Source organism: Nonomuraea longispora (assembly GCF_004348345.1).
Taxonomy (GTDB): Bacteria; Actinomycetota; Actinomycetes; order Streptosporangiales; family Streptosporangiaceae; genus Nonomuraea; species Nonomuraea longispora.
The window spans coordinates 48722-75283 of the sequence record NZ_SMJZ01000010.1 but is presented as its reverse complement, the minus strand read 5'-3'; the positions used below and the strand labels follow the sequence as shown (position 1 = coordinate 75283).

Sequence of the window (26562 nt, the reverse complement as noted above, 5' to 3'; positions counted from 1 at the left end):
GGCGGAGGAGGCGAGGTCGTGCACGGCGCAGACACCGACGGGCGCGTTGTGGCCGCCGCGTGCACGATAGCCATCGACGATCTTCCTGACGGCCTCATCGTGACCGATCGACATGGCTGTGTGGTGGCCGTCAACCGGGCCGCCGCGAGGCTCACCGGCATCGCCATGGAGCGCGCGGTCGGCCGGCACATGAGCGACGTGTTCCCCTTCCGCGACCATGACGGGCGTGACTGGTGGAAGGCCCTCGACCCCGAGGGCGGTCTGCGTACGCGAAGCAGGGTTCCGGAGCGGCCGCTGCACCTGCCGGGCGGCCAGGAGCTCCACGTCACGGCCCGGTTCGTCCGCGAGCCTGAGCGCGCCGGCGAGGTCGAGCGCGTCACGATCACCCTCAGGGACGGCGGCGCCCGGGCCCGGCTGGAGCGCAGCCGCGCCGACCTGGTGTCCACGGTGGCCCATGAGCTGCGCTCGCCGCTGACCAGCGTCAAGGGGTTCACCGCGACGCTGCTGGCCAAGTGGACGCGCTTCACCGACGAGCAGAAGCGCGTGATGCTGGAGACCGTCAACAACGACGCCGACCGCGTCACGCGGCTCATCACGGAGCTGCTCGACGTCTCGCGCATCGAGTCGGGGCGGCTGGAGGTGCGCAGGCAGGTCGTCGACCTTCCCGCCAGGGCGCGCCGGCTCATCGCGGGGCGGGTGGCGGCCGGCGAGGCCGAACACCGGTTCCGCCTGGTGGTCGGCGATTACCTGCCGGAAATGTGGCTTGACCAGGACAAGATCGACCAGATTCTGGGTAATCTGGTGGAGAATGCGCTGCGCCATGGGCGCGGCACTGTGACGATCGAGATCGAGTCCGTCGGATGGGGAGTCGCCGTGTCGGTGCGCGACGAGGGCGAGGGCATTGAGCCCGAGCTGGCTCCGCGCGTCTTCAGGCAGTTCTGGCGGGGCGGCAACAGCCGCAGGCGCGGCGGCACCGGGCTTGGCCTGTTCATTGTGAAAGGCCTGGTCGAGGCGCACGGTGGCACAATCGCCGTGCAGCGGGCCCCCGAGGGCGGGGCGGAGTTCCGATTTACCGTGCCCACCGGCACGCCTGACTTCGCGACCCCCTAGCGAGCGATTCGGGCCCGGTGGGCGGGTCCCACTAGACTCATTTCCGCTCAAGCCCTGGATACGGAGCTCACTCTTGTCTGACTACGACCCCGTCGAGGTGACACCGTTGCATGCCGACGAGGTGTCCCGCATGGAGGCCGACGCCGTCGCGGCGATCAAAGCGGCCGGCGACCTCGACGCACTCAAGCAGGCCAGGCTGGCGCACGCGGGTGACCGCTCGCCCATCGCCCTGGCCAACCGGGAGATCGGCGCGCTGCCGCCTGCCGCCCGCGCGGAAGCCGGCAAGCGTGTCGGCGCCACCCGTAAGGCGATCAACGAGGCGCTGGCCGCGCGCCAGGCCGAACTCGAGGCCGAGCGCGACGCGCGCGTGCTCGTCGAGGAGACCGTCGACGTCACCCTGCCGTGGGACCGCCGGCCTCGCGGCGCCCGCCACCCGCTCACGACGCTGCAGGAGCGCATCGCCGACGCGTTCATCGCGATGGGCTACGAGATGGCGGAAGGGCCCGAGCTCGAAGGCGAGTGGTTCAACTTCGACGCCCTCAACATCGCCAAGGACCATCCGGCGCGCTCCGACCACGACACCTTCTTCGTCGGGTCCACGGAGTCGGGCATGGTGCTGCGCACGCAGACCTCGCCGGTGCAGGTCCGCGCGCTGCTCCAGCGCGAGCTGCCGGTCTACGTGATCTCACCGGGCAAGACGTTCCGCACCGACGAGCTCGACGCCACCCACACCCCCGTCTTCCACCAGACGGAGGGGCTGGCCGTCGACGAGGGCCTGACCATGGCCCACCTCAAGGGCACGCTCGACCGGTTCGCGGAGGTGATGTTCGGCAAGGGCATCTCGACCCGCTTCCGCCCCAACTACTTCCCGTTCACCGAGCCGTCCGCGGAGATGGACCTCAAGTGTTTCGTCTGCCGCGGCGCCTCGGCGACCCCCGGCAACCCGTCCTGCCGCACCTGCAAGTCGGAGGGCTGGATCGAGTGGGGCGGCTGCGGCATGGTCAATCCGCGCGTGCTCATCGCGTGCGGCGTCGATCCGTCGCGCTATTCCGGGTTCGCGTTCGGCATGGGCATCGAGCGCACCCTGATGTTCCGCCACAACGCCGAGGACATGCGTGACATGGTCGAGGGAGACGTGCGCTTCACGCTCCCGTTCGGAATGGAGATCTGATGAAGGTCCCGCTTTCCTGGCTGCGGGAGTATGCCGATCTCCCGGCGGTCACCGCCCACGAGGTGGCCGACAAGCTCACGGCCGCCGGGCTGAAGCTCGAGTCGATCACCTCCCACGGCCACGACGTCAAGAACGTCGTGGTCGGCGAGGTGCTCACGATCGAGGAGCTGACCGGTTTCAAGAAGCCGATCAGGCACTGCACGGTCGAGACGGGCGAGGCGACGCCGCGCGAGATCGTCTGCGGCGCCACCAACTTCGCCGCCGGTGACCGGGTGCCCGTCGTGCTGCCCGGAGGGGTGCTGCCGGGCGGGTTCGAGGTCGGGGCGCGCAAGACGTACGGGCGCATGTCCGAGGGCATGATCTGCTCCGAGCGCGAGCTCGGGCTCGGCGACGACCACCACGGCATCATGGTGCTGCCGGCCGACACCCCGATCGGCGGCGACGTGGTCGAGCTGCTCGGCCTGCGCGACGAGGTGATCGAGCTGGAGATCACGCCCGACATCGGCTACGCGCTGTCGATCCGCGGCGTGGCGCGCGAGGCGGCCACGGCGTTCGGGCTGGCCTTCCGCGACCCCGCGGACGTCGAGCCGCCCGCCGAGAGCGGGCCGTCGTGGTCGGCCTCCATCGCCGACCCGACGGCGTGCGACCGGTTCGTGCTGCGCGAGGTGCGCGGCTTCGACCCCGGCGCACAGACTCCGCTCTCGATGCGCGTACGCCTGGCGCGGGCCGGCATGCGTCCCGTGTCGCTGGCCGTCGACATCACCAACTACCTGATGCTGGAGCTCGGTCAGCCGTTGCACGCGTTCGACCGGGCCAAGCTCAGCGGCGAGATCGTGGTCCGCAGGGCACAGCCCGGTGAGCGGCTGGAGACGCTCGACCACGTGGTGCGCGAGCTCGACCCCGACGACATCCTCATCACCGACCAGTCGGGGCCGATCTCGATGGCGGGCACGATGGGCGGCCTGGAGACCGAGATCTCAGACGGCTCGACCGACATCGTCATCGAGGCGGCCCACTTCTCCGCGACCGGCATCTCCCGCGAGTCCCGCAGGCACGGGCTCGTGTCGGAGGCGTCCAAACGGTTCGAGCGCGGCGTCGACCGGGAGCTGCCGCTCGTCGCCTCGTGGCGGGCCGTGCAATTGCTGGCCGAGCTGGGCGGCGCCACCGTCCAGCCGGGCGTGACGCACGCCGAGGTCGAGGTGTCGCCTGCGCGCGTCGCGATCCCGTCGGGCTACCCCGGGGCCGTGGCCGGCGCCACCTACTCCAAGGAGACCGTGGTCGCGCGGCTGCGGCAGATCGGCTGCGTCGTCGTCGACGGTGACGACGCGGCCGTGCGCCAGGGCGGCGTCGACCCGACCGGGGTCGTGACCGGCGGTGAGCTGGCGGCCAAGCTGGCCGTCACCGGCGACGACATGATCACGGTGACGCCGCCGTCGTGGCGGCCCGACCTCACCGACCCCAACGACCTTGCCGAAGAGGTCATCCGGTTGGAGGGCTATGAGAACCTGCCGTCGATGCTGCCCTCCGCCCCGGCCGGCGCCGGGCTCACCGAGGGGCAGCGGCTGCGCCGGCGGGTGGGCAGGGCGCTGGCCGACGGCGGCTACGCCGAGGTGCTCAACTACCCGTTCATCAGCGCCGCCGACTTCGACCACCTGCAGCTGCCTGCCGACGACGCCCGCCGCAACGCCATGCGGCTGGCCAACCCGCTGTCGGAAGACGAGCCGCTGATGCGCACGACGCTGCTGCCGGGCCTGCTCAAGGCCCTGGTACGCAACGTGGGACGCGGGTTCGCCGACGTGGCCCTGTTCGAGAGCGGGCCGGTCTACCGGCCGCGCGAAGGCGCCCCCGAGGTGGCGCCGGTGCTCGGGGTGGAGCGCCGGCCGACGGCTGAGGAGCTCGCCTCGATCGAGGCGGTGCTGCCCGACCAGCCACTGCGCGTCGCGGTCGTGCTGACCGGCGAGTTCGAGCGGTCCGGCTGGTGGGGCGCGGGCCGGCAGGCCTGCTGGGCCGACGTGGTGCAGGCCGCCCGGCTGGTGGCGGCCGAGGCGCGGGCGGAGCTGTCCATCAGCGCCGACCAGCACGAGCCGTGGCACCCCGGCCGGTGCGCGGCCCTCTACCTCGGCGACACGCTGGTGGGGCACGCCGGCGAGCTGCACCCGCGGGTCATCGAGGCCTACGGGCTGCCGGCCCGTACGTCGGCGATGGAGCTGGAGCTGTCGCGGCTCGAAGCGGCAATGCCGGGCCCGGTCGAGGCGCCTCCCGTCTCCGCCTATCCGGTGGCCACCCAGGACGTCGCGCTGATCGTGCCCGACTTCACGCCGGTGGCCGACGTCGAGGCGGCTCTGCGTGACGGCGCGGGTGAGCTGCTGGAGTCGATCCGGCTGTTCGACGTCTACGAAGGCTCGCAGGTGGGCGAGGGCAACAAGTCGCTCGCCTACTCGATGCGCTTCCGCGCCCCCGACCGTACGCTGACGGCCGAGGAGACGACCGCGGCCAGGGACGCGGCGGTGGCGCTGGCGGCCGACCGGGTGGGCGCCCAGCTCCGCGGCGGCTGACTCTCCTCGCGAAGGGCCGGTACGGCGAGCGCCGTACCGGCCCTTTCCGCTGCGGGCGCTGTGACCTGGCTACGGGGACTGGAGAGGTGCGATCTCGTCCGGCTCCGGGCGTTGGCCGTTGGCGAGGACGACGCTCGTCTCGCGGCGCACCCTGAGATCCGCCGGTGCCGCGCGGCGCACTTCGCTTTCGAGAAGCGAGAGGACGCGCATGGGGAAGGAGGCTCGGGTGCCTGCGACGACGAGCCGTCCGTCCACCAGTTCCGTGTGCGGGGGCAGATGGGGAAGGCGATCGAGGTCCTCTGCGGCGAAGCCCTGTGGAGGCGGGATGACCCCCGGAACCGGGACGATCCACCACCTCGGTGACCGTGGTCCGCCACGGAGTGTCCTCACGCTCGGCGATCGGCCTCACACGCTAGCGGATCGGCTCGCGGGGACGGCGGGTGTTGGAAAATCGCCGTATGAGTGTGCTTCTGGTGTTCGGTGAGCGTGACGACGCGGAGGAGGTCGCCGAGACGCTGGGGGAGTGGTTCCCCGCGCTCGGGGCGCCGCGGGTGGTGCGTGAGACGCTGGCCGGAGAGGACGACGCCGAGGACGCCCAGTGGCTGGTCGTGGTCGAAGGGCTGGACGGCGGCGCGCTCGCCAAGGTGGACGAGCTGGTCGAACGCTACGACGGGTGGCGGGAGGCGGGCTGAGCCGCCGACGCTTCCCTGCGGGTCCCTTCCGCGAGGGCTCGCTCCACAGGACGACCGTGCGGCGGTCGTACGCGTCCGCGATGGCCCCGCCCCACAGGCCGCACACCACCGTCGGGACGAACTCGGCCAGGCTCACCAGCCCGACGGCGAGGTGACGAAGCAGGCGTTTCACTCCAGCGGGCACGACAGGCCATTGTCCGGCGCGTGTCCCGGCCAGGGCAATCTGTTTCCGGGCCCGGCCCGCATGGGGCACGCGGAAGGCCTCCGGCACGAGGCCGGGGGCCTTCCGGGTAAGGGGCGCGGGTCAGGCGGGCGCCTTGTCGAGGAAGCCGAGCACCTTGCGGATCCGGCCGTCCTCGGCCAGTTCCACCACGTCGTAGCCGGTCGCCACCGGCTCGTCGTCGTCCGCGGAGCCGAGGTGCCAGGTGAAGCGGGCGAGGTGGCGGTGGGCATCGTACAGTTCGCCGGGCCTGAACACCAGGCCGGGGAACATGCCCTGCGCGCCTTCGATCACGGCGGCGATCCCGGCGTGCCCGGCCACGTCGGCGAGCGGGTCGGTGTACGTGGCGTCCTCGGTCCACAGCTCGGCCACGGCGCTGGCGCGGGCCTGCGGGTCGGTCTCGTTCCAGGCGGCGACGTAACGTTCCACGAGGGTCATCGTTCTCTCCTTGGGTCAGGTGGTGGTGCGGGGCAGCAGGGCGACGGCGGCGCCGTACACGAGGAGGAAGGCGCCGGCCCCGCGCAGCAGAGTCGCGCCGGGGCCGAGCAGCGCGCCCACAGGTGCGGCGGCGGCCAGGTGGACCAGCCCGTTGGCGCCGGTGACGACCGCGTCGGCGGCCAGTGCGCGTCGCGGGAACGTCGTCCGGTCGCCGGCGATGGTCACAGCGGTCATCTCGGCTCCTCCGGTGGTCGGTGCGACACCTGAACGATGTCAGCCACGGGATAGGGGCCGCGATTACGCGCGAGGTAAGCGGGCCCGCCAGTGAGCCGGGGAAAGGCGGCGCCACCTGCGTGAACGCCGGTTCTGTGACGACGGGCACATGCGCCCGGCCGCCTCCGGAGAGGGCGGACGGTCAGGCGCCCAGGATCTCCTGGCGCAGGCGGGTCTTGAGGATCTTGCCGCCGGGGTTGCGGGGCAGCTCGCCCTCACGGAACCAGATGTGCGCCGGGATCTTGAAGGCGGCGATCCGGCCGTCCAGGAACGCCCGCAACTTGCCGGCCGTGACGGAGGCGCCGGGCGACAGGCGGATGACCGCGCCGACCTCCTCGCCCAGCTCGTCGTGCGGCACGCCGATCACGGCGGCGTCGTCCACCGCCGGGTGCTCGAACATCGCCGCCTCCACCTCGGCGCAGTAGACGTTCTCGCCGCCTCTGATGACCATGTCCTTGGCCCGGTCGACGATGTAGACGAAGCCCTCCTCGTCGATCCTGGCCAGGTCGCCGGTGTGCAGCCAGCCGTCGATGAACGTCTGCGCCGTCGCCTCGGGCTTGTTCCAGTAGCCCAGAATGACGTTGGGACCGCGGAGGCAGAGCTCGCCCACCTCGCCCGGCGGCAGCTCACCGCCCGCCGGGTCGACCACGCGCACGTCGACCACGGGCAGCGGCCGGCCGATGCTGTCGGGCCTGGCCTGGTAGTCGGCGCCGCCGTTGCCGATGGCCAGGGCCGAGGTCTCGGTCATGCCGTAGCCGTTGGACGGAGCGCGGTCGGGCAGCGTCTGGCTGATGCGCTCCAGCAGCTTGGGCGGGGCGGGGGCGCCGCCGTAGCCGAGGCTGGCGAGGGACGACAGGTCGTATGTGCCGAGGTCGGGGTGGGACATCAGCTGCCAGGCGTTGGTCGGCACCCCGATCATCCCGGTGATCCTCTCGCGCTCGATCAGGGCCAGCGCCTGCCCGGGGTCCCACTTGTACATGAGCACCAGGCCGCCGCCGCTGAACATGGCGGTGGTCAGGGCCGAGAAGGAGCCGGTGACGTGGAAGAGCGGCACGGTCAGCAGGGTGACCCGGCGGACGCCCGCCGAAGCCGCGGGGTCCTTGCCGGCCATCGCGAGCGCGCGCATGTGCCCGTAGCCGACGGTCATCGGTGACTGGCCGATGTTGCGGTGGCTGCCCAGGGCGCCCTTGGGGCTGCCCGTGGTGCCGGAGGTGTAGAAGATCGTCGCGGGGTCCTCGGGGGACAGCTCGACGTCGGGGAGCTCGACGCCGGCGGCGACCTCGCCGAGCACCTCCGCGTACGCGCGAGCCCCCGCCGGAGCCGCGCCCCTGGTGACGATCATCGGTACGCCGGTCGAGGCCAGCCTCTCGGCGCGCTCGCCGTCCGCGATCAGCACCTTGGCTCCGGAGTCGCGTACGCCGTAGGCCAGCTCGGCCTCCGTCCACCAGGCGTTCAGCGGCACGGCGATGGCCCCGGCCGCGAGCGCCGCGGAGAACGACACCACCCATTCCGGGTAGTTGCGCATGGCCACGGCCACGCGGTCGCCCTTGCGCACGCCGTACTCGTCGATGAGGCGGTGGGCGAGGGTGGCGACGCGGCGGAAATGCTCCTCGAACGTGATGTGCTCGTCCTCGTAGACGAGGAAGTCCTTGTCGCCGTGGAGCCTGCTGGTCTCCAGCAGGGCGCGGAAGTGTCCTGGGGCGTGTTTCCAGGTGCGGATCCCGGTGTCGCCGATCTCCTCGATCTCGAACAGCTGGCCGCGGCCGGTGAGCTGGTCCTGGGCCTGGGCGTGCGAAAGAGACATGCGCAGAACTCCCGCGTGGACGATTATTCCGGAAACACAGTACCGACCGGTAGGTACGTAAGGCTAGACCAGGAAAAACACGCGAATCAGGGGTTTCCCGCGCGGCCTGATCGGGGAGGCCTACCTGATGCCGTGGCCGCCGGATCGGGCGGACGGCAGCTGCGGAAGCATGAAAGTTTCACGGCATTCCCGATACTTTCCGGCGTCAAACTGCCCCTTTTAGGGCCCGTCCGGGCCCGGCGTTGACCGCATGGACCCACGTCAATACCGTCTCCGGTGCGATCCTGTCCGGGTCGAAACTTTCGGAACCGAGTGCCTGCCTCCGGAGGTAGATGTCCGTGCGTTCGTCCTCGCTCATCAGAGCCCTCACCCTGGTGGGGATGCTCCTGACCTTCCTCCTCCCCGTGACCTCGGCCGAAGCGTCCGCGCCACTGCGGGCGCACGCGCAGAGCCGGGGCAAGTTCATCGGAGCGGCGCTCGCCACCAGCCCGCTGTCCAACGAGACCGCGTACCGCAACATCGCGGCCACCGAGTTCAACCAGATCACCGCCGAGAACGTGATGAAGTGGGACACCACCGAGCCCAGCCAGGGCCAGTTCAACTTCTCCGGCGCCGACGCCATCGTCAACTTCGCCACGCAGAACAACCAGCAGGTCCACGGCCACACGCTCGTGTGGCACAGCCAGACACCCGGCTGGGTGCAGAACCTCGGCGCCGGCGCCATGCGCGACGCGATGGAGAACCACATCGTCGAGGTCGTCGGGCGCTACGCCGGAAACCCGGCCGTGGTCTCGTGGGACGTGGTGAACGAGATCTTCGACGAGAACGGCGGCTGGCGCTCGTCGTTCTGGTACAACACGCTCGGCCAGAGCTTCGTCGCCGACGCCTTCAGGGCCGCGCGTGAGGCCGACCCCGACGCCCGGCTGTGCATCAACGACTACAACGTCGAAGGCATCAACGCCAAGAGCACCGCGATGTACAACCTCGTCCGGTCGCTGCGCGAGCAGGGCGTGCCCGTCGACTGCGTCGGTTTCCAGGGCCACCTCGCCATCCAGTACGGCTTCCCGAACGACCTGCAGCAGAACATGGAGCGCTTCGCCGCCCTCGGCGTCCAGGTGCGCATCACCGAGCTGGACATCCGCATGCAGATGCCCAGGGACTCCTCCAAGGACGCCACGCAGGCGACCTACTACCGCAACGCGGTCAACGCCTGCCTGGCCGTCACCGCCTGCGCGGGCGTGACGATCTGGGGCTTCACCGACAAGTACTCGTGGGTGCCGGACACGTTCCAGGGGGAGGGCGCGGCGCTCATCTATGACGAGAACTACCGGACCAAGCCGGCCTACAACGCCGTGCACGACGCGCTCGACGACGGCTCAAGCAGCGACGACACCACGGCGCCGAGCACGCCCGGCACACCGTCGTCGGGCAACGTCACCGCGAACTCCGCCAGGCTGACGTGGACCGCCTCGACCGACAGCGGGGGCAGCGGGCTGGCCGGCTACAACGTCTACCGCGAGCAGGGGGCCAGCGACACGCGACTCGGCACGACCGCCACCAACTCCATCACCCTGACCGGGCTGAGCCCCGACACCGAGTACGTGGTGTACGTGCGGGCACGTGACGGCGCCGGCAACCTGTCCGGCAACTCGCCCACGGTCACGTTCACCACGGCCGAGGGCGGCAGTGGAGGGGGCGGCTGCACCGCCACGGGCACCGTACAGACCCAGTGGGCCAACGGGTACGTGGTGCAGCCGGTCACCGTCACCAACACCGGCACGTCGGGCATCACCGGCTGGACCGTCACCTTCACCCTCCCGTCCGGGCACACGCTGGCCGGCTCGTGGAACGCCGCCGTGTCCGTCAGCGGGCAGACCGTCACGGCCGGGAACGCCGGCCACAACGGCACTCTGGCGCCGAACGCCAGTACGAGCTTCGGCTTCCAGGTCACCCGGCCGAACGGGAACACCCAGACGCCGTCCGGCTACACCTGCGCCTGACGGCCGCCGCATCCCCGGGGGTGACCCTCCGGGGGATGCGGCGCGCTCACGGCTCCAGGGTGACGCCTTCGCGTCGGAGGTCCTCGATGATGCCGTCGACGAGCTTCGTCGCGGCCGTGTGGCGCAGGCGGCCTTCGTCGCGCAGCTCGCGGACGGCGGGCACGGGGTCGGGGTCGGCGAACAGCCGCTCGTCGGCGTGGTCGACGGGGCGGCCGGTCGGGTCGAGCGTCCACCAGGAGGCCTCGAGGGCGATCCCGTTGGGGTCGCTGAAGTAGATCGAGCGCAGGAAACCGTGGTCGATGACGTCGGTGACCTCGCAGCCGTGCGCCTTGAGCCGGTCGCGCAGCCGGTTGAGTGCTTCCTCGTCCGGCAGGTGCAGGGACAGGTGGTCGAACTGCGCGGCCCGGGCGTACGGCACGCCGGCGGGCTTGGCGAAGCTGTCGATGGGCTGGTCGGTGTATTCGAAGAAGGCGATGGTGTTGCCCGGCCCCACCTCGAAGAAGTAGTGCCGGAACGCGGGGACGGCGAGGGTGGCCACCAGGCGGGCGTCGAGCACGCCGTGCCAGAACCGCACGGTGGCGTCCATGTCCGCGGTCACCAGGGCGAGGTGGTGCACGCCACGCCAGTGCACTGTGTCGGGGGTCGCAGCCATATGCCAACCGTACGCCTTTCAACTATTCCCGGTCAGCCAGAACCTCCTTCCGGTAGCGCGCCGGTCACGGGGCGGTGGCGCAGTGTTCGCCGCTGCCCCCGGCGTAGCTGAGACACGCCACGTCCCCGCTGACGAGCGGGGTCACGGGCCGGAACTCCCCTTCGACGGCCTCGCCGGCGTCGTGCGTGGACACGGAGCCAGAGGCGGGGGAGCCGTTGACGGTGAAGGACAGGCCCACGGGCGCCGGCGCATTGTTGATCTTGAACCAGAGGCGGAAGTCGCCGGGCGCCCCGCGCACCTCCTGGCAGACGGGTGTGTCCGGCAGGCACACCAGCACCGACGAGGGCGTGGGCGGTGTGGCCAGCGCGGCCGCGGGGGAGAGCGCCGCGGTCAGGGCGAACATCCCGGCCGCCGTGACTCCCAGGGCCCGGAGGGTCCCGAGGGCGCGCGGAAGACGGGGACGCGGACGCGGACTGGCCTGCGAGGGCATGAGGGCTCCGATCTCTGCCGAGTGGTGACTCTCATGTCTAACGCCCGGTCAGGCTTTCGGCAAGGGGGTCGAACTCCCGGAGCCGCCCCGGCACCGTGCGGAGCCCCTCAGCCCTTCACCGAGCCGGCGAAGCTGAACGAGCCGGCCAGATACTTGTTCACCGCCACGTACAGGATCACGGCCGGTGCCGTGTAGAGGATGGAGAACGCGGCCAGCTGGCCGTAGGCGACCTGCCCGTACTGGGAGAAGAAGGTGTAGATGGTCACCGCGGCCGGCTGCTTCTCCGGGGTGTCCATCAGCACGAACGGGGCGAAGAAGTTGCCCCACTGCCCGACGAAGACGAAGATCGCCACCACCGCGACGCCCGGCGCCATCAGCGGGCCCACCACGGTCGTCAGCGACCGCACCCAGCCGGCGCCGTCCACCCACGCCGCCTCCTCCAGGCTCACCGGCACCCCGTCCATGAAGTTCGTCATCATCCAGATCGAGAACGGCAGCGAACTGGCCGTCAGGAACAACACCATCGCCGGTACGGAGCCGTACAGGTTGAAGCGGAAGAACATCGCGTAGACCGGCACCAGGACCGCCGTCATCGGCAGGCCGGTGGTGAACAGCAGCGTCAGCATGAAGTGCCGGCGGTAGCGGAGCTGGTAGCGGGAGAGCGGGTAGGCGGCCAGGCCCGCCACGAACACCGTCAGGATCGCCGTGGACCCCGAGATGATGATCGAGTTGATCAGCGGGAGGATCAGCGTCTCCCACGTCAGCACCGCCGTGAAGTTGTCGAGCGAGAAGTTCAGGGTCGGCTGGGCGGCGAGCGTCGCCTCCGGCTGGACCGAGGAGATCACCACCCACAGGAACGGGCCGAGGAAGGCCAGGCAGATGATCAGGAGCGACAGTCCTGCCGCCCCGCGGGCCGCGAGCCTGGTCACGCGTCCTCCACTTTGATCAGGCGCAGGTAGAGCAGCGAGAACAGGGCGCCGACCACCAGCATGACGAGGGCGATCGCGGAGCCGTAGCCGATCTCGAAGTAACGGAACGCCTGCTCGTACATGTAGAGCGGCGTGGTCTGGCTGGCCGTGCCGGGCCCGCCGCCCGTCAGGGCGTAGATGAGGCCGAAGCTCGCCAGGGTCTGCAGGGTGATGAGCATGAGATTGGCCATGATGGATCTGCGGATCAGGGGCAGGGTGATGTGCAGCAGGCGGCGGCCGGGGCCCGCTCCGTCCACGGCGGCGGCCTCCACCAGGTCCTTCGGCACCTCGGACAGCGCGGCCGAGTACACCAGCATGGAGAACGCGGTGCCGCGCCAGACGTTGGCCAGGATCACCGCCAGCATCGGGGCCGTGTAGAGCCACTCCTGGGAGATGCCGAGCACCGCGTTGAGCGTGCCCTCCTCGGCCAGGAACGAGAACCAGCAGGCCGCCGCCACCACCTCCGGCACCACCCAGGCGGCGATGACGACGCCGTTGACGACGCTGCGCGTCGTCCGGCCGCGCCCGCGCTGCAGGAGGGCGATGATCAGGCCCAGGGTGTTCTGGCCGATGACCGCCGACCCGATCACGAAGACGAACGTGAGGACGAACGAGTTGATGAAGTTGGGGTCGTCGAAGAGCCTGGTGAAGTTGGCCAGGCCCACGAACTCGGAGTTGACCGAGGCCGAGCCGGTGAGCGTCTCGTTCGTGAAGGCGACGTAGACGCTCCACAGGATGGGGCCGGCGAGGAAGAGCGCCAGCAGGACGATGGCCGGCCCCAGGGGGAGCAGCCAGCGCAGCACCCCGCGCCGCGACGAACCGCTGGGCGGCGTGTTCGTCACGGGCGGGGCGGGCGCTGTGGCGACCGTCATTTGGCCAGCACCTTGTCGGGTCCGCCCACGGCGGTGGGCAGCGCCTTGGCGTAGTCGGCGGTCGCCTCCTCAGGGGTCTTCGAGCCCGTGGTCACCGCCTCCAGCGCCTCCTGGATCTGCGCCGACACCTTCGGGTACTCCTCGAACGCCGGCCGGTAGTGGGTCACAGAGGCCAGGTCGGTGAAGAACTTCACGCTCGGGTTGTCGGCGGTGTACTTCGGGTCGGCCGCGACGTCCTTGCGGGGGGCCAGGTCACCCGAGCCCAGCGAGTACGTCAGCGAGTTCTCCTTGTTGGTGGCCACCGCGATGAAGTCCCACGCCTCCTGCTTGTTCTTGGCGTACGAGCTCATCGCCATGACCCAGCCGCCCGACATGCTGACCGCGCCCGGCTCCTCGCCGTTCTGCGTCGGCATGACCGTCCAGCCCATCTTGTCCTTCCACTCCGCCCACGGCTTGGTGCTGGTCGGCTTCCACGCCGAGGCGGTCCACGCGCCGTCGAGCGCGATGCCCAGCTTGGCGTTGGGGAACCACTCGTAGTTCACCTTGTCGGCCAGCTTGGCGTTGTGCGCGTCGGCCTGCTTGGGCCCGAGCTCCTCGCGGTAGATGGTGTTGACGAACGTCAGCGCGTCGGTGAACTGCTTGCCGCCGGCCACCCACTTCTTCTGCGCCTCGTCGTAGAGGGTGCCCTCGGGGGTGCCGTACAGGAGCATCTCGAAGCCCTGCATGGTCGACGCCTCGCCGTGGATCTTCGTCGAGTACATGGTGAAGGGCAGAACGTCAGGCAGCTTCTGCTTGATCGTGCGGGCGGCCGTCAGGACGTCGTTCCAGGTCTTCGGCTCCCACGGGACGGGCAGGCCGGCCTTGGCGAAGACATCCTTCTGGTACCACAGGCCGCGCGTGTCGGTGCTGATCGGGACGCCGTAGATCTTGCCGTCGCCGCCCTTGGCGGCCTGCTTGACCGAGTCGGGGAACTGCTCCTTCCAGTCGGGCCACGTGGCCAGGTAGTCGTCCAGGGGAGCCAGCTTGCCCGCCGCGACGTCGGCGTTCACCTGGAACGTGTCGTGCAGATAGACGTCGGGAGCCGAGTCAGGAGACCGGTTGAGCAGGGCCAGCTTGGTGTAGTAGGCCTCGTTGTTGCCCTGGACGGGCGTGAGTTTGACGGTGACGCCGGAGTGAGCGGCTTCGTACTGCTTCTTGGCGTCCGTGAGCATCTTCTCCAGATGCGGCCACGTCGGCTCGACCTTGTACAGGACCTCGAGTTCCTTGCTGCCGGAGGCGTTCTGCTCAGTGTCGGCGCCACAGCCGGCTACGGCTGTCAACAGCAGGAGGGAACCGGCCAGCGTACGTCTCATCACGGGCTCCCGGTGGTTCTGGGGGATGTGCCAGGGAAGTTTCCTTGGAGTTGCCGAGAGGCTAAATCTATTTGATTTACATAGTCAACAGTTTGTGTGATATTGGCGACATGCAGCTGGGCACGAACCTGCCCAAGGTGGGGAGCTACAACCGCGCCGTGGTGCTGGAGGCGATCCAGGCCTCCGACGGGATCAGCAGGGTCCAGATCGCGGCCCGCACCAGGTTGACCGCGCAGACCGTGTCGGTGATCGTGCGCCGGTTACTGGAGGAAGGGCTGGTCATCGAGGACGGCTCCGCACCGTCCAACGGGGGCAAGCCGCGTACGATCCTGCGGGTCGACGCCGGCGCCGGCTACGCCATCGGCGTGCACTTCGATCCCGGTGAGATCTCCTGTGTGCTCGCCGACCTGGCCGGGCGGCCCGTCGCGCGGCTGCGCCTGCCGGTGCGTCCCGGGCACAAGGCGGACACCGTGGTGCGGCAGATGGCCAGGGCCGCCCGGCGCATCCTCAGGGAGGCGGGCGTCGCCGACGGCAAGGTGCTGGGGGTGGGTCTGGCCTGCCCAGGGCCGCTGGACGGCGACGGCGTGATGGTGTCGCCCCCGCGGCTGCCCGGCTGGAACCAGGTGCCGATCAAGAGCCTGCTGGAGGAGTACACCCGCTTCCCCGTCACCGTCGACAACGACGCGACCGCCGCGGCGATCGGCGAGCGGTGGGCCGGGACCGCACGCTCCACCCCGAGCTTCGCCTATCTCTACCTGGGCACGGGCATCGGTGGCGGGATCTTCCTCGACAACCAGGTCTACCGCGGGCGCTCGCTGAACGCCGCAGAGTTCGGGCACATCACGGTCGAACCCGACGGCCCCGAGTGCTACTGCGGCAACCGGGGATGCGTGGAGGCCGTCTGCTGCCCGAGTGCCATCGAGGCGGCGCTGGGCACCGGAGCCGACCACGCCGCCATCTGCGCGGCGGCCGCCCGCGGCGAGAGCGAGGCCCTCGCCGTGATCGAACACGTGGCCGGGCGGCTGGCCGACGCCGCCGTGAGCGTCGTGAACATGCTTGACATCGATCTGCTCGTGCTCGGCGGGCCCGCGCTGCGGGAGGTGGGCGGGCTCTACCACCAGGTGATCGCGGCGGCCGTGTCGACCAGGTCGCTGGCCAGGCGGCTGCACGCGGTCAGGGTGGAGACCTCTCCGATCGCGGCGGACGCCGCCGCGATCGGCGCGGCCTCGCTGGTCTTCCACGCCACGTACGCGCCCCGCCTGGGAGCCCTGCTCAGCGGCTGAGCGGGCCGCCGGCCCTCGCCTGGCGGCCCTGACCGGGTCACGCGCGCGTGAACCGCAAGGTCACCAGCTCGAACGGGCGCAGCGTCAACGGCACCGGCCCGTCGTGGCGCCGCGGCTCGGCCGTGGGACGCTCCAGCAGGTCCGTCTCCACCACCTCCGCCACGGGGAAGCCCGGCGTCAGCGTGGCCCGCACCCGGCCGCCCCTCGACTCGTGGAAACGTACGACCACGTCGCCGCTCTCGTCGTCGGCCAGCTTGACGGCGGTCACCACCACCGCGTCGTCGTCCACCGTCACCAGCGGGGCCACCTCGGCGTCGCCGGGCACGCGGCGCTCGGGCAGGTTGACGACGTAGCCCTCCCGGACCGCGTCGCCGATCGTGGCGCCCGGCACGAGCGCGTGGCGGAAACGGTGCACGCCCTGGTCGGTCTCCGGGTCGGGGAAGCGGGGGGCGCGCAGCAGCGAGACCCGCACGGTCGTGGTCGTGCCCTCCTCGCCGGCGGTGCGGGTGACGTCGTGGCCGTAGGTCGAGTCGTTGACCAGCGCGACGCCCCAGCCCGGCTCCTCCACGTGCACGAAGCGGTGGTTGCAGGCCTCGAACTTGGCCGCCTCCCAGCTCGTGTTGGTGTGCGTGGCGCGGAAGACGTGGCCGTACTGGCTCTCGGAGGCGTACCGGTCGGCGTGCACGTCCAGCGGGAACGCCAGCTTCAGGAACTTCTCCGTCTCGTGCCAGTCGACGTCGGTGTCGATGTCGAGCCGGCGGCCGGACAGCGTGAGCACCTGCGTCACGCTCGACGAGCCGAAGGAACGGCGGACGCGCACCGAGCCGTCCACCAGGCTCACCCCGTCGGCCTCCGTCAGGTCGGTGACCGAGTTGCGGTAGAACTCGTCGACGTCCCAGGCGTCCCACTTGTTGGGGAAGTCGGGGTGCAGCTGCAGCAGCCCCGCCGCCCTGCCGGGCGCGACCGTCTCCCGGCCGGCGGCCACGTCGTAGATGGACACGACCAGGCCGCGGGCGTCGACCTCCACCCTGAGCAGGCCGTTGTCCAGGACGTGGCCGCCGCCGTCACGCTCGCGCACGGAGGTCTGCACGCCGGGCTCCGGCCGGGCCGCGCCTCCGGCGGGGACGCCGCCGCGGGCGTGCGGGGCGCCGTTGAAGACGAGCGTGCCGCCGGAGGCGTCACCGGCCAGCGCGCGCTGCGCGGTGTCGATGACGGCGTTCAGCTCCTCCGCCACCAGCTCGTACGTCCTGCGCGCCTCCCGGTGCACCCACGCGATCGAAGAGCCGGGCAGGATGTCGTGGAACTGGTGCAGCAGCACCGTCTTCCAGATCCGGTCGAGCTGCGCGTACGGGTAGGGCGCCCCGGCGCGCACGGCCGCGGTCGCCGCCCACAGCTCGGCCTCCCGCAGCAGGTGCTCGCTGCGCCGGTTGCCCTGCTTGGTCTTGGCCTGGCTGGTCAGGGTGGCCCGGTGCAGCTCCAGGTAGAGCTCGCCGGCCCAGACCGGCGGGTGCGGATATTCCGCCTCGGCCTTGGCGAAGAAGTCGGCGGGCGTCTCCCAGGTGACCGCGGGGGAGCCTTCGAGGTCGCGCACCCTGGCGGCCTTGGCGATCATCTCGCGGGTCGTGCCACCGCCCCCGTCGCCCCAGCCGGTCGGCGCGAGCGAGTGCCGGGCGGCGCCCTTGTCCTTGAAGTTGCGGGCCGCGTGCGCCAGCTCGCCGCCCGTCATCGAGCAGTTGTAGGTGTCGACGGGCGGGAAGTGCGTGAAGATCCTGGTGCCGTCGAGGCCCTCCCACAGGAATGTGTGGTGCGGGAACGTGTTCGTCTGGCTCCACGAGATCTTCTGCGTGAGCAACCGCTTCGACCCGGCCGCCTTGATGATCTGCGGCAGCCCGGCCGCGAAGCCGAACGTGTCGGGCAGCCACACCTCCTCGTTGTCGACGCCGAACTCGTCGATGAAGAAGCGTTTGCCGTGCACGAACTGCCGGGCCATGGCCTCGGAGCCCGGCATGTTCGTGTCGGACTCCACCCACATGCCGCCCGCCGGGACGAACCGGCCGGCAGCCACCGCCTTGGTCACCTTCGCCCAGACCTCGGGCCGGTGCTCCTTGATCCACGCCCACTGCTGCGCCTGCGACATCGCGAACACGAAGTCCGGCTCGTCCTCCAGCAGCGCCGTCATGTTGGAGGCGGTGCGGGCCACCTTCCGCACGGTCTCGCGCAGCGGCCACAACCAGGCTGAGTCGATGTGCGCGTGGCCGACGGCGCTGACGCGGTGCGCCGACGGCACGGCGGGCGCCGAGAGCACGCCGGTCAGCTCGGCCCTGGCGGCGGCGGCCGTGCCGTTGACATCCTGCAGGTCCACGACGTCCAGCGCGCGGTTGACGGCCCGCAGCAGCTCCCAGCGGCGGGCGCCGTCGACCGGCAACTGGTGCATCAGCTCGCCGAGCACTTCCAGATCCATCACGAGCTGCCATACGTTGTCGTCGAAGACGGCCAGGTCCATGCGGGTCAGCCGGTAGAGGGGGTCGCTCCCGGCCGTCTCCTTGTCGCCGAGCCGGGTCGGCTGGAACGGGTGACGGCCGAGGATGACGGGGTTGGATGCGGCCTCGACGTGCAGGCGCACCTGCTCACCGCCCTTGACGGGGGCGCCGACGCGGACCCACTGGTTGCGCGGGTTGAGCCCCTTCACCGGGGTGCCGTCGGGGAGGTAGACCAGGCCCTCGCACTGGAAACCCGGCATGTCCTCGTCGAAGCCCAGGTCGAGCAGGGCTTCGACGGTCCGGCCCGCCCATTCGCGCGGCACCGTGCCGGTGACGGTGAACCAGCTCGTGCCCCACGGCACACCCCAGGCATCCCCCGCAGCGATCGGCTCAGGCGTCGCGGCCAGCCCCTCGGCGACCGGCACCGGCTCGTCCGGCGCATGCCAGACGGCCACCTCAAGCGGCACCGACTCGGGATAAAGAGCGGGGCGGATCCGCTCGTTGAGCACACGCTTCAAGCGGGCTTCGACCAGGTCACGGTCGTCGTGCATCAGGGACTCCTAACAAAAGGGGATGGTCAGCCTTTGATGGCGCCTTCCTCCACGCCCTTGAAGAAGAAACGCTGGAGGACCGCGAAAACGATCATGATCGGCAGGAACGAGATCATCGTGCCCGCCGCGATCAGCCGCGGGTTGGCGCTGAACGTGCCGTTCAAATACTGCAGGCCGACCGTGAGAGTGTAGTTGGCGGGGTCGGTCAGGACGATGAGCGGCCACAGGAAGTCGTCCCAGGCCCCGATGAACGCGAAGATCGTGACCACGCTGAGCATGCCGCGCACGTTCGGCAGGCCGATGTGGCGCAGCCGCTGCCACGCCGTCGCCCCGTCGATGATCGCGGCTTCGTCCATCTCCCGGGGGATCGCCTGAAACGCTGTACGCATCAACAGCACGTTAAGCATCCCGATCGCGCCCGGCAACGCCACCCCCAGCAAGGTGTCGGCCAGGCCGAGCGAGCGGACGGTGACGTACTGCGAGACGATCGTCACCTCGCCCGGCAGCACCAGCGTCGCCAGGAACAGCCCGAGCAGCAGCTTCGCGCCCCTGAAACGGAGCTTGGCCAGGGCGAACCCGGCGATCGTGGCGCCTACGGCGTTGCCCGCGACCACGATGGCGGCCACGACCAGGGAGTTGGCCGCGTACGACCACACGGGGATGGTCTCGGCCACCTCGGCGTAGTTGGCGAGCGTCGGCTGCTGGGGCAGGAAGCTCGGCGTCCGGGTGTAGATGTCTTCCTGGAGGCTCTTCAGCGAGGTGGACAGCTGCCACAGGAACGGCGAGACGGTCAGGACGAGCACGAGCAGGAGCAGCACGTAACGCAGCGCCTTCTCGCGGGCGGAGACGGTGTTGATGTCAGGCCGCCTTCCTGTTGAGCCGCAGCAGCAGGAGCATCGGCCCGATGGTGACGGCCAGCAGCACCAGACTGAGCGCGGAGGCGTAGCCGAGGTGGCCGGTGAAGCCGCGGCTGTAGAGCTGGATGAGCATCACGAGCGACATGTCCCTGCCGCCGGGGCCGCCGGTGCCGTTCGACAGCACGTACAGCTCGGAGAAGACGCGCAGCGCCGAGACCGACACCAGCACGGAGATCAGCAGCATCGTGTTGCGCACGCCGGGCACCGTGACGCTCCAGAAGCGCCGCACCGGGCCCGCGCCGTCGACGGCCGCGGCCTCGTGCAGTTCGCGCCGGACGTTGCCGAGCGCCGACAGATAAATGATCATGTAGTAACCCAGCCCCTTCCAGACGGTCAGGCTGATCGCGCTGAACAGCAGCAGCCACCGGTCGGTCAGGAACGGCACCGGTGCCGCGATCACGCCCAGCCACTGCGCGAAGCCGTTCACCAGGCCGCGGTCGTCCAGCAGCCAGCCCCAGATCAGCGCGACCACCACGGCCGAGGCGACCACGGGGGTGTAGAAGGCGGTGCGGAAGAACATGATGCCCGGCAGCTTCTTCTCCACCAGGATCGCGATCAGCAGCGGCAGCAGCGTGAGCAGCGGAAGGCACACCAGCATGTAGACGATGCTGTTGACCAGCGCGTCGGCGAGCTGGTCGTCGTTCAGGGCGCGGCCGAAGTTGGCCAGGCCGGTGAAGTGCTCGCCGCCGAGCGGCCTGGCGTTGGTGAACGCCAGGACCAGTGTGTTGATCGACGGCCAGACGGAGAAGGCGAACAACCAGACCGCGGCCGGCGCGACCAGCAGCCACGGTGTGAACCAGCGGTGGTGGGTCATCAGCTCTTGAGCAGCTCGTCGCACTTGGCCACGGCGGCGTCCAGCGCCTCCTTGGAGGTCGCCTCACCGTTGATCGCCAGCGCGAACTGCTGCCGTACGAACTTCTTCATCGCGTCGGTGACCTGCACCGGCTCCAGCATCTTGGCCTCGGCCAGCGACGTGAACGCGATCACCTTGGCGTCGCCCGACCTGGTGCCGTCGCTCTTGCTGAAGAACGGGTCGTTCGCCGAGGCCTTGGTGCTGGGGAAGACGTTGACCAGGTGGGCGAAGGCGGCCTGGTTCTCGGCGTTGGTCACCCAGCGGGCCAGGGCGAGCGCGGCCGGCGCGTTCTTCGTGGCCTTGGAGATGGCCAGGCCCTGCACGTAGAGCGGCGGGGTGCCCATCGCGGGCGACGGCACGACCTTGGGCGCGAGCGTCGGGTTGTCGGTGGCCAGGCTCGTGATGAAGTTGCCGCCGGCGGTCGTCCAGGCGACCGCGCCCTCGGTGAACAGCTTGGCGTTGCCGGCGTAGGTGTCGGTCAGCACGCCGCGCGGCAGCAGCCCCTCCTTGTACGCCTCGCGGTACCTGTCCAGCAGCGCGACCGCCTCCGGGGTGTTGAAGACGAAGCGCGTCCCGTCGGGCGACATCACGGGCACGCCCGCGTTGACCAGGTCGCTCAGCTCCGGCTTGCGGCTCATCAGATGAACCTTGCCGCCCGACTTCTCCTTCAGCGTCCTGGCCTGGGAGATGAGCTCGTCCAGGCTGGCGGGCGGCTTCTCGGGGTCCAGGCCGTTCTCGGTGAGCAGCTCGGAGTTCCAGTAGTTGACGTCGGTGTTGAGGTACCACGGGTAGCCGTACGTGCCCTGGGCGCCGGGATAGCGGTAGGCCTCCAGGCCGCCGGGGACGTAGACGTCGGCCAGCTGCCGGTCGGCCTGGCCGACGTCCAGCAGCATGCCCTGCTCGACCAGCGGGAAGGCGAAGTCGGGCGGCAGGTTGACGACGTCGGGCAGCGAGCCGCCGGCCGCCTGGGTGAGCACCTTCTCCGAGTAGCTCTCGGCGGGCTGGTCCAGCCACTCCACCTCGGCGCCCGGGTACTGCCTCTCGAAGCCGTCGATGACGCCCTGCACGTAGTCGGTGAACTTCGGTTTGAGCGCCCACGTCTGGAGACTGACCTTGCCCTTCACCTCGCCGGTGACGTTCGTGACCGGCGCGGCCGAGTCCGGTTCCGCGCCACCCAGACCGCATCCCGCGATCGCGACCGCCAGCACGGCCAGTCCTGCCCAGTACCTTCGCATGACGCTCTCCTTCGGTACTAAACCGCTCTAGTTGCCGGACTATTCACCGGGCTAGACTCCGCTGTCAATAGGGTGTGGCCGGACTGTGAGGAAAGGAGCGGATGCGTGGGCCGACCGACGATCGCCGACATCGCGCAGCGGGTCGGGGTGTCCAAGGGCGCGGTGTCGTTCGCGCTGAACGGGCGTCCCGGCGTCAGCGAGGCGACCAGGGCCCGCATCCTGGAGGTGGCCAGGGAGATGAACTGGCGCCCGCACAGCGCCGCCAGGGCGCTCGGCGGCGCCAGGGCCGAGGCGGTGGGACTGGTGATCGCGAGGCCCGCGAGCACGCTGGGCGTCGAGCCGTTCTTCGCCCAGCTCCTGTCCGGTCTGCAGGCGAGGTTGTCACGCCAGCAGGTGGCGATGCACCTGCTGGTGGTCGAGGACTCCGAGGCCGAGATCGAGGTCTACAGGGAGTGGACCTCCGCGCACCGCGTGGACGGGTTCATCCTCGTCGACCCCAAGGTCCGCGACCCTCGTTTCGCCGCGCTGGAGGAGCTCGGCGTGCCCGCCGTCGTGCTGGGCGGTCCCGGCCGGCACGGCGCGCTGGCCAGCGTGTGGGCCGACGACCGGGAGGCGATGGTGTCGGTCGTCGACTACCTGGCGGCGCTCGGGCACCGCCGCGTCGCCCACGTCGCGGGGCTGCCGGGGCTGCGCCACACCCAGCGGCGCATGCGCGCGCTGCGCGACTCGGTCAAGCGGCTCGGCCTGGTGGACGCGGTCTCGCTGCCGACCGACTTCAGCGACGCCGAGGGGGCGGCGGCCACCAGGACGCTGCTGTCGCGCGGCACCCGCCCGACCGCCGTCGTCTACGACAGCGACGTGATGGCGCTGGCCGGGCTGGGCGTGGCGGGGGAGATGGGCGTGGCCGTGCCGGGTGAGCTGTCCATCGTGGCCTTCGACGACTCGGTGCTCACCAGGGTCACCCACCCGAGCATCACCTCGCTGTCGCGCGACACCGTCGCGCTCGGCGGCCAGGTGGCCGACGTGCTGCTCGAGGTCATCGCCGACCCGGGCGCCAGGCGCGTGGTCAAGACCGGCACCCCGCGGCTGGTCGTCCGGCAGAGCACCGCGCCCCCGCTCTTGGCAAGGTGACTAAAGCGGTTTAGGGTCTCGGTGATCGGCTCGACCCCGGGACGGGGATGCGCCTCCGCCGGGGGAGCACCTTCGCGGGGACGGTTCACCCCATGGAGGACCCGCGTGCCCCTGCCGCACCACAACCCCGGCCCGCTCCGCTTCGGTGCGAACTACGTGCCCTCGTCCGGCTGGTTCTACGGCTGGCTCGACCAGCCGGCCGACGCCGCCCGCCGCGACTTCGAGGACCTCGCGGGCATCGGGCTCGACCACGTCCGGGTGTTCCCGGTCTGGCCGTGGATCCAGCCCAACCGCACGCTCATCAGGCGGCGCGGGATCGACGACCTGCTCGCCGTGATCGACGCCGCCGCGGAGTTCGGGTTGTCCGTGGCCGTGGACCTGCTGCAGGGACACCTGTCCAGCTTCGACTTCCTGCCGTCATGGGTGCTCACCTGGCACCGGCGCGGCCTGTTCACCGACCCCGACGTCCGCGCCGGCCTGGTGACGTACGTCGACACGCTCACCAGGGAGATCGTCACCCGCGACAACGTCTTCGCGGTGACCCTCGGCAACGAGGTCAACAACCTCTACCCGGCCAACCCCACCACGTTCGGCGACTCCAGGAGCTGGGCCGCCGAACTGCTCGGCACGGCCCGCGCCGCCGCCCCCGGCCTGCTCACCCTGCACTCGCTGTACGACGCCACCTGGTACGACCCGGAACACCCCTTCCACCCGGCCGACAACGTCGACCTCGGCGACCTGACGACCGTGCACTCGTGGGTGTTCAACGGCGTGTCCGCCATCGACGGCCCGCTCGGCCCGGCCACCGTCACCCACGCCGACTACCTGGTGGAGCTGGCCGCGGCCACCTCGCCCGACCCGTCCAGGCCGGTCTGGCTGCAGGAGGTCGGCGCGCCCAGGCCCGACGTGCCCGAGCCCGACGCGCCCGCGTTCGTGAGCCGGCTGCTGGAGGCCGTCACCCCCAACCCCGCCCTGTGGGGCGTCACCTGGTGGTGCTCCCACGACCTCGACCGCTCGCTCGCCGACTTCCCCGAGCGCGAGTACGACCTCGGCCTGTTCACCGTGGACCACCGGCCCAAACCGGCGGCCAGGGAGCTGGCCGCCGCCGTCAAGGAACGGCGTGACAGGGCCGCGCGCCGCCGGGCGCTGGTCTGCGACGTGGACCTCAGGGCCGAGCCGGAGCGCCGCGCGGAGGTCGCGCCGGGCAGCGCGTTCCACGCCGCGTGGGTGCGGCTGCGCCAGGACGGGCCGCTGGCGATCGTCACTGCCGCCCGCGCCGCCGACCCCGCCGACCTGGCGGCCAGAGGCATCGACACGGTGCTCGACCGGCACTGAACCCCGGCACCGAGTCCGGCACCGAGTCCGGCACCGAGTCCGGCACTGAGACCGGCACTGAGACCGGCAACGAGAGGAGATCAGATGCGACGCAGGCTGTTACCGATGCTCTGCGCGGTCACGGTCGCGGCGGCCCTGCTCACCGCACCCGCCCGCCCGGCACTGGCGGCGACGGGCGACCAGCCCTACGCCTCCTACTGGTTCCCGAAGACGATCCTCGACTGGGACCCGGCCACCGACCCCGACGCGAGGTTCAACCGTTCCCGCGTGCCGCTGCGGCCGCGCGCCCAGAACCCGGCGCTGAAGGCCAACCCTCACGCCCGCGCGGGCGAGGGCGGCGTCGTCTCGCTCGTGTCGTTCGCCCCCACCTCGGACAACCCGTCGCAGGGCTCGCTGGACGCCGACTACTACGCCTTCGGCCACTGGCAGTACGTCGACACGCTGGTCTTCTGGGGCGGCTCTTCGGCCGAGGGGCTGATCCTCGCGCCGAACCCCACCGTCATCGACGCGGCACACCGCAACGGCGTCAAGGTGTACGGCACCGTCTTCTTCCCGCCCGAGGTCTTCGGCGGGCAGCTCCAGTGGGTGCGCGACTTCGTCGAGAAGCGCGGCCGCTCCTACCCGGTCGCCGACAAGCTGGTCCAGGTGGCCGAGCACCACGGGTTCGACGGCTGGTTCATCAACCAGGAGACGGAGGGCGGTGACGCCGCGCTGGCCGCCGAGCTGCGCTCGCTCATGAAGTACGCCCGCGCCAAGGGTCCGGTCGAGTTCATGTGGTACGACGCCATGACCGAGAGCGGCGCGGTCGACTGGCAGGAGGCGCTCACCCCGGCCAACGACGCCTTCCTCAACGACCCCGGGCGGGTGGCGGATTCGATGTTCCTCGACTTCGGATGGGACGCCGCGAAGCTTCGGTCGTCACGCGCGCTGGCCAGAAGCCTCGGCAGGGACGAGCACGAGCTGTACGCCGGCATCGACACCGAGGCCGACGGCTACGACACGGACGTGCCGTGGGAAGCGCTGTTCCCCGCGGGACGGCCGCACGCCGCCTCGCTCGGCATATACCGCCCGGAGTGGACGTGGCGGTCGTCGTCGGGCCCCGCCGACTTCCGGGCCAGGGACTCCCGCTTCTGGGTCGGCGCCAACGGCGACCCGTCGGACACCTCCACCCCACCGACCGGAAAGGGGCCGGCGCAGAAGGCGCCGGCGTGGAAGGGCCTGGCCCGTTACGTCGCCGAGTCGACGCCGGTCACCGGCAAACCGTTCGTGACGGGGTTCAACCTCGGGCACGGCGACTTCTACAACGTCGGCGGCGTCCGCGTGCGCGACGGCGGCTGGAACAACCTGTCCGTGCAGGACGTGCCGCCCACCTACCAGTGGCTCGTCAGCTCGCGCGGCACCGAGCTGACCCCGTCGATCGACTTCGGCGACGCCTACGAGGGCGGCTCGTCGCTGCGGCTCACCGGCCGCCTCGACGCCGTCAACACCGTACGGCTCTACCAGACGCGCCTGCCCGTGGCGGCGGACACGAAGATGTCGGTGGTGGTCAAAGCGCCCGCGGCGGGCCCCACCCACCTGCGGGCCGCGGTCTCCTTCACCGACGCGCCCACCAGGTTCACCACGTTCGACCTGGGCTCCACCCGCGGAACAGGTTGGGAGCGCAGGACGATCGACCTGTCCGCCCACGCGGGCCGGACCATCGCCCAGATCGGGCTGCGGACGACGGGCGTCAACAAGGATTACGACATCCGGGTCGGGCAGCTGGCCGTGTACGACGGGGCCGTGGACCGGCCGTCCGCGCCTTCCGGGCTCACCGTGCTCGGCGTCACGGACGTGTCGGACGACCGCAAGTCGCTCCGGCTGGCCTGGACCGGCTCGCGCGGCAAGGTGCACCACTACGACGTCTACCGGCGCGATCCGGGTGGCGGGCGTACGTACCTGGGGGCCACGCCCAACGACGCCTACTTCGTGCCCCGGCTCGACCGGGCCGGCGCCGAGACGAGCACGACGATCGAGGTGGAGGCGGTTTCCACGGAGTACGGCCGCTCACCCGCCGCCACGGTCGCCGTCCCCTGGGCCGGTGACCCGGGGCCGTCCGGTCGGCCGTCCACGAGTGGCGGATCCACGACAAGTCGGGATCTGGCCACGCCCACCTCATAGACAGCGCCAGCTCAGGGCGG

21 protein-coding genes are annotated in these 26562 nt (G+C 70.7%); 9 read left to right on the top strand and 12 right to left on the bottom strand.

Annotation, left to right across the window (positions count from 1 at the left end):
• Positions 1 to 18 precede the first annotated feature (18 nt).
• The 4 genes from E1267_RS04925 (at position 19) to E1267_RS04910 (ending at position 5528) form a co-directional block, all read left to right on the top strand.
• Positions 19 to 1110 (top strand): sensor histidine kinase, encoded by a 1092-nt coding sequence (locus E1267_RS04925; protein ID WP_132330202.1) that lies wholly within the window; start codon positions 19 to 21, stop codon positions 1108 to 1110.
• A 130-nt stretch (positions 1111 to 1240) separates the two neighbouring features.
• Complete coding sequence (pheS, locus tag E1267_RS04920; protein ID WP_236666993.1) at positions 1241 to 2281, top strand: phenylalanine--tRNA ligase subunit alpha; 1041 nt, start codon at positions 1241 to 1243, stop codon at positions 2279 to 2281.
• On the top strand, positions 2281 to 4836 hold the full coding sequence (locus E1267_RS04915) for a phenylalanine--tRNA ligase subunit beta (RefSeq protein WP_132330198.1): 2556 nt from the start codon (positions 2281 to 2283) through the stop codon (positions 4834 to 4836). The genes pheS and E1267_RS04915 overlap by 1 nt, the downstream gene beginning before the upstream one ends.
• A 458-nt stretch (positions 4837 to 5294) precedes the next feature.
• Complete coding sequence (locus E1267_RS04910) at positions 5295 to 5528, top strand: hypothetical protein (RefSeq protein ID WP_132330196.1); 234 nt, start codon at positions 5295 to 5297, stop codon at positions 5526 to 5528.
• 304 nt (positions 5529 to 5832) lie between these two features.
• On the opposite strand, the gene E1267_RS04905 is transcribed toward E1267_RS04910, so the two are convergent.
• The 3 genes from E1267_RS04905 to E1267_RS04895 form a co-directional block, all read right to left on the bottom strand.
• The gene (locus E1267_RS04905; RefSeq protein WP_132330194.1) at positions 5833 to 6186 is read right to left on the bottom strand and encodes a nuclear transport factor 2 family protein; all 354 of its coding nucleotides are present in this window, start codon (positions 6184 to 6186) and stop codon (positions 5833 to 5835) included.
• Positions 6187 to 6201: 15 nt separating this feature from the next.
• Positions 6202 to 6420 (bottom strand): hypothetical protein, encoded by a 219-nt coding sequence (locus E1267_RS04900; protein ID WP_181957743.1) that lies wholly within the window; start codon positions 6418 to 6420, stop codon positions 6202 to 6204.
• A gap of 181 nt (positions 6421 to 6601) precedes the next feature.
• Positions 6602 to 8263, bottom strand: a complete 1662-nt coding sequence (locus E1267_RS04895; RefSeq protein WP_132330192.1) for a class I adenylate-forming enzyme family protein — start codon at positions 8261 to 8263, stop codon at positions 6602 to 6604.
• A gap of 332 nt (positions 8264 to 8595) precedes the next feature.
• On the opposite strand from E1267_RS04895, the gene E1267_RS04890 reads away from it, so the two are divergent.
• Positions 8596 to 10263: an endo-1,4-beta-xylanase gene (locus tag E1267_RS04890; protein WP_132330190.1), complete on the top strand. Its 1668-nt coding sequence runs from the start codon at positions 8596 to 8598 to the stop codon at positions 10261 to 10263.
• A 46-nt stretch (positions 10264 to 10309) separates the two neighbouring features.
• Here the strand turns inward: E1267_RS04890 and E1267_RS04885 are convergent, their stop codons facing one another.
• From E1267_RS04885 to E1267_RS04865, 5 genes are all read right to left on the bottom strand, one after another.
• Positions 10310 to 10915, bottom strand: a complete 606-nt coding sequence (locus E1267_RS04885; RefSeq protein ID WP_132330188.1) for a VOC family protein — start codon at positions 10913 to 10915, stop codon at positions 10310 to 10312.
• A 64-nt stretch (positions 10916 to 10979) separates the two neighbouring features.
• Entirely contained in the window at positions 10980 to 11318 is a 339-nt protein-coding gene (locus E1267_RS04880; RefSeq protein WP_132330186.1) for a hypothetical protein, read from the bottom strand.
• Between the two features lie 194 nt (positions 11319 to 11512).
• A complete protein-coding gene (locus tag E1267_RS04875) occupies positions 11513 to 12334 on the bottom strand; it encodes a carbohydrate ABC transporter permease (protein WP_132330184.1) in 822 nt (273 codons plus the stop codon).
• Positions 12331 to 13245, bottom strand: coding sequence for a carbohydrate ABC transporter permease (locus E1267_RS04870; protein WP_132330182.1), 915 nt, complete (start codon positions 13243 to 13245; stop codon positions 12331 to 12333). Before E1267_RS04870 ends, E1267_RS04875 begins: the two co-directional genes overlap by 4 nt.
• A complete protein-coding gene (locus E1267_RS04865) occupies positions 13242 to 14597 on the bottom strand; it encodes an extracellular solute-binding protein (RefSeq protein ID WP_132330180.1) in 1356 nt (451 codons plus the stop codon). The genes E1267_RS04870 and E1267_RS04865 overlap by 4 nt, the downstream gene beginning before the upstream one ends.
• A gap of 110 nt (positions 14598 to 14707) precedes the next feature.
• Between E1267_RS04865 and E1267_RS04860 the strand changes: the two genes are divergently transcribed.
• Positions 14708 to 15880 carry an ROK family transcriptional regulator gene (locus E1267_RS04860; protein ID WP_132330178.1) on the top strand — a complete coding sequence of 391 codons (1173 nt, stop codon included), beginning with the start codon at positions 14708 to 14710 and terminating at the stop codon, positions 15878 to 15880.
• A gap of 37 nt (positions 15881 to 15917) precedes the next feature.
• Here E1267_RS04860 and E1267_RS04855 read toward each other — a convergent pair whose 3' ends face one another.
• The 4 genes from E1267_RS04855 to E1267_RS04840 are packed head-to-tail and all read right to left on the bottom strand — an operon-like array spanning position 15918 to position 21916.
• Complete coding sequence (locus tag E1267_RS04855; protein ID WP_132330176.1) at positions 15918 to 18911, bottom strand: alpha-mannosidase; 2994 nt, start codon at positions 18909 to 18911, stop codon at positions 15918 to 15920.
• Between the two features lie 26 nt (positions 18912 to 18937).
• Entirely contained in the window at positions 18938 to 19729 is a 792-nt protein-coding gene (locus E1267_RS04850; protein WP_246063471.1) for a carbohydrate ABC transporter permease, read from the bottom strand.
• 40 nt (positions 19730 to 19769) lie between these two features.
• Positions 19770 to 20642, bottom strand: coding sequence for a carbohydrate ABC transporter permease (locus tag E1267_RS04845; RefSeq protein ID WP_132330172.1), 873 nt, complete (start codon positions 20640 to 20642; stop codon positions 19770 to 19772).
• The gene (locus E1267_RS04840) at positions 20642 to 21916 is read right to left on the bottom strand and encodes an ABC transporter substrate-binding protein (protein ID WP_132330170.1); all 1275 of its coding nucleotides are present in this window, start codon (positions 21914 to 21916) and stop codon (positions 20642 to 20644) included. The genes E1267_RS04845 and E1267_RS04840 overlap by 1 nt, the downstream gene beginning before the upstream one ends.
• 105 nt (positions 21917 to 22021) lie before the next feature.
• Between E1267_RS04840 and E1267_RS04835 the strand changes: the two genes are divergently transcribed.
• From E1267_RS04835 to E1267_RS04825, 3 genes are all read left to right on the top strand, one after another.
• On the top strand, positions 22022 to 23047 hold the full coding sequence (locus tag E1267_RS04835) for a LacI family DNA-binding transcriptional regulator (RefSeq protein WP_132330168.1): 1026 nt from the start codon (positions 22022 to 22024) through the stop codon (positions 23045 to 23047).
• Positions 23048 to 23152: 105 nt separating this feature from the next.
• Complete coding sequence (locus E1267_RS04830; protein ID WP_132330166.1) at positions 23153 to 24382, top strand: glycoside hydrolase 5 family protein; 1230 nt, start codon at positions 23153 to 23155, stop codon at positions 24380 to 24382.
• Positions 24383 to 24466: 84 nt separating this feature from the next.
• The gene (locus E1267_RS04825) at positions 24467 to 26542 is read left to right on the top strand and encodes an endo-beta-N-acetylglucosaminidase (RefSeq protein ID WP_132330164.1); all 2076 of its coding nucleotides are present in this window, start codon (positions 24467 to 24469) and stop codon (positions 26540 to 26542) included.
• Positions 26543 to 26562 lie beyond the last annotated feature (20 nt).

Bases quoted from the DNA above. Each gene is read 5' to 3' on its own strand.
- E1267_RS04910 (WP_132330196.1), top strand. From the start codon at position 5,295: ATGAGTGTGCTTCTGGTGTTCGGTGAGCGTGACGACGCGGAGGAGGTC.
- E1267_RS04845 (WP_132330172.1), bottom strand. From the start codon at position 20,642: ATGACCCACCACCGCTGGTTCACACCGTGGCTGCTGGTCGCGCCGGCC.
- E1267_RS04825 (WP_132330164.1), top strand. From the start codon at position 24,467: ATGCGACGCAGGCTGTTACCGATGCTCTGCGCGGTCACGGTCGCGGCG.
- E1267_RS04865 (WP_132330180.1), bottom strand. From the start codon at position 14,597: ATGAGACGTACGCTGGCCGGTTCCCTCCTGCTGTTGACAGCCGTAGCC.
- E1267_RS04880 (WP_132330186.1), bottom strand. From the start codon at position 11,318: ATGTTCGCCCTGACCGCGGCGCTCTCCCCCGCGGCCGCGCTGGCCACA.
- E1267_RS04915 (WP_132330198.1), top strand. From the start codon at position 2,281: ATGAAGGTCCCGCTTTCCTGGCTGCGGGAGTATGCCGATCTCCCGGCG.
- E1267_RS04860 (WP_132330178.1), top strand. From the start codon at position 14,708: ATGCAGCTGGGCACGAACCTGCCCAAGGTGGGGAGCTACAACCGCGCC.
- E1267_RS04905 (WP_132330194.1), bottom strand. From the start codon at position 6,186: ATGACCCTCGTGGAACGTTACGTCGCCGCCTGGAACGAGACCGACCCG.
- E1267_RS04890 (WP_132330190.1), top strand. From the start codon at position 8,596: ATGTCCGTGCGTTCGTCCTCGCTCATCAGAGCCCTCACCCTGGTGGGG.
- E1267_RS04855 (WP_132330176.1), bottom strand. From the start codon at position 18,911: ATGCACGACGACCGTGACCTGGTCGAAGCCCGCTTGAAGCGTGTGCTC.
- E1267_RS04885 (WP_132330188.1), bottom strand. From the start codon at position 10,915: ATGGCTGCGACCCCCGACACAGTGCACTGGCGTGGCGTGCACCACCTC.
- E1267_RS04900 (WP_181957743.1), bottom strand. From the start codon at position 6,420: ATGACCGCTGTGACCATCGCCGGCGACCGGACGACGTTCCCGCGACGC.
- E1267_RS04840 (WP_132330170.1), bottom strand. From the start codon at position 21,916: ATGCGAAGGTACTGGGCAGGACTGGCCGTGCTGGCGGTCGCGATCGCG.
- E1267_RS04870 (WP_132330182.1), bottom strand. From the start codon at position 13,245: ATGACGGTCGCCACAGCGCCCGCCCCGCCCGTGACGAACACGCCGCCC.
- pheS (WP_236666993.1), top strand. From the start codon at position 1,241: ATGGAGGCCGACGCCGTCGCGGCGATCAAAGCGGCCGGCGACCTCGAC.
- E1267_RS04895 (WP_132330192.1), bottom strand. From the start codon at position 8,263: ATGTCTCTTTCGCACGCCCAGGCCCAGGACCAGCTCACCGGCCGCGGC.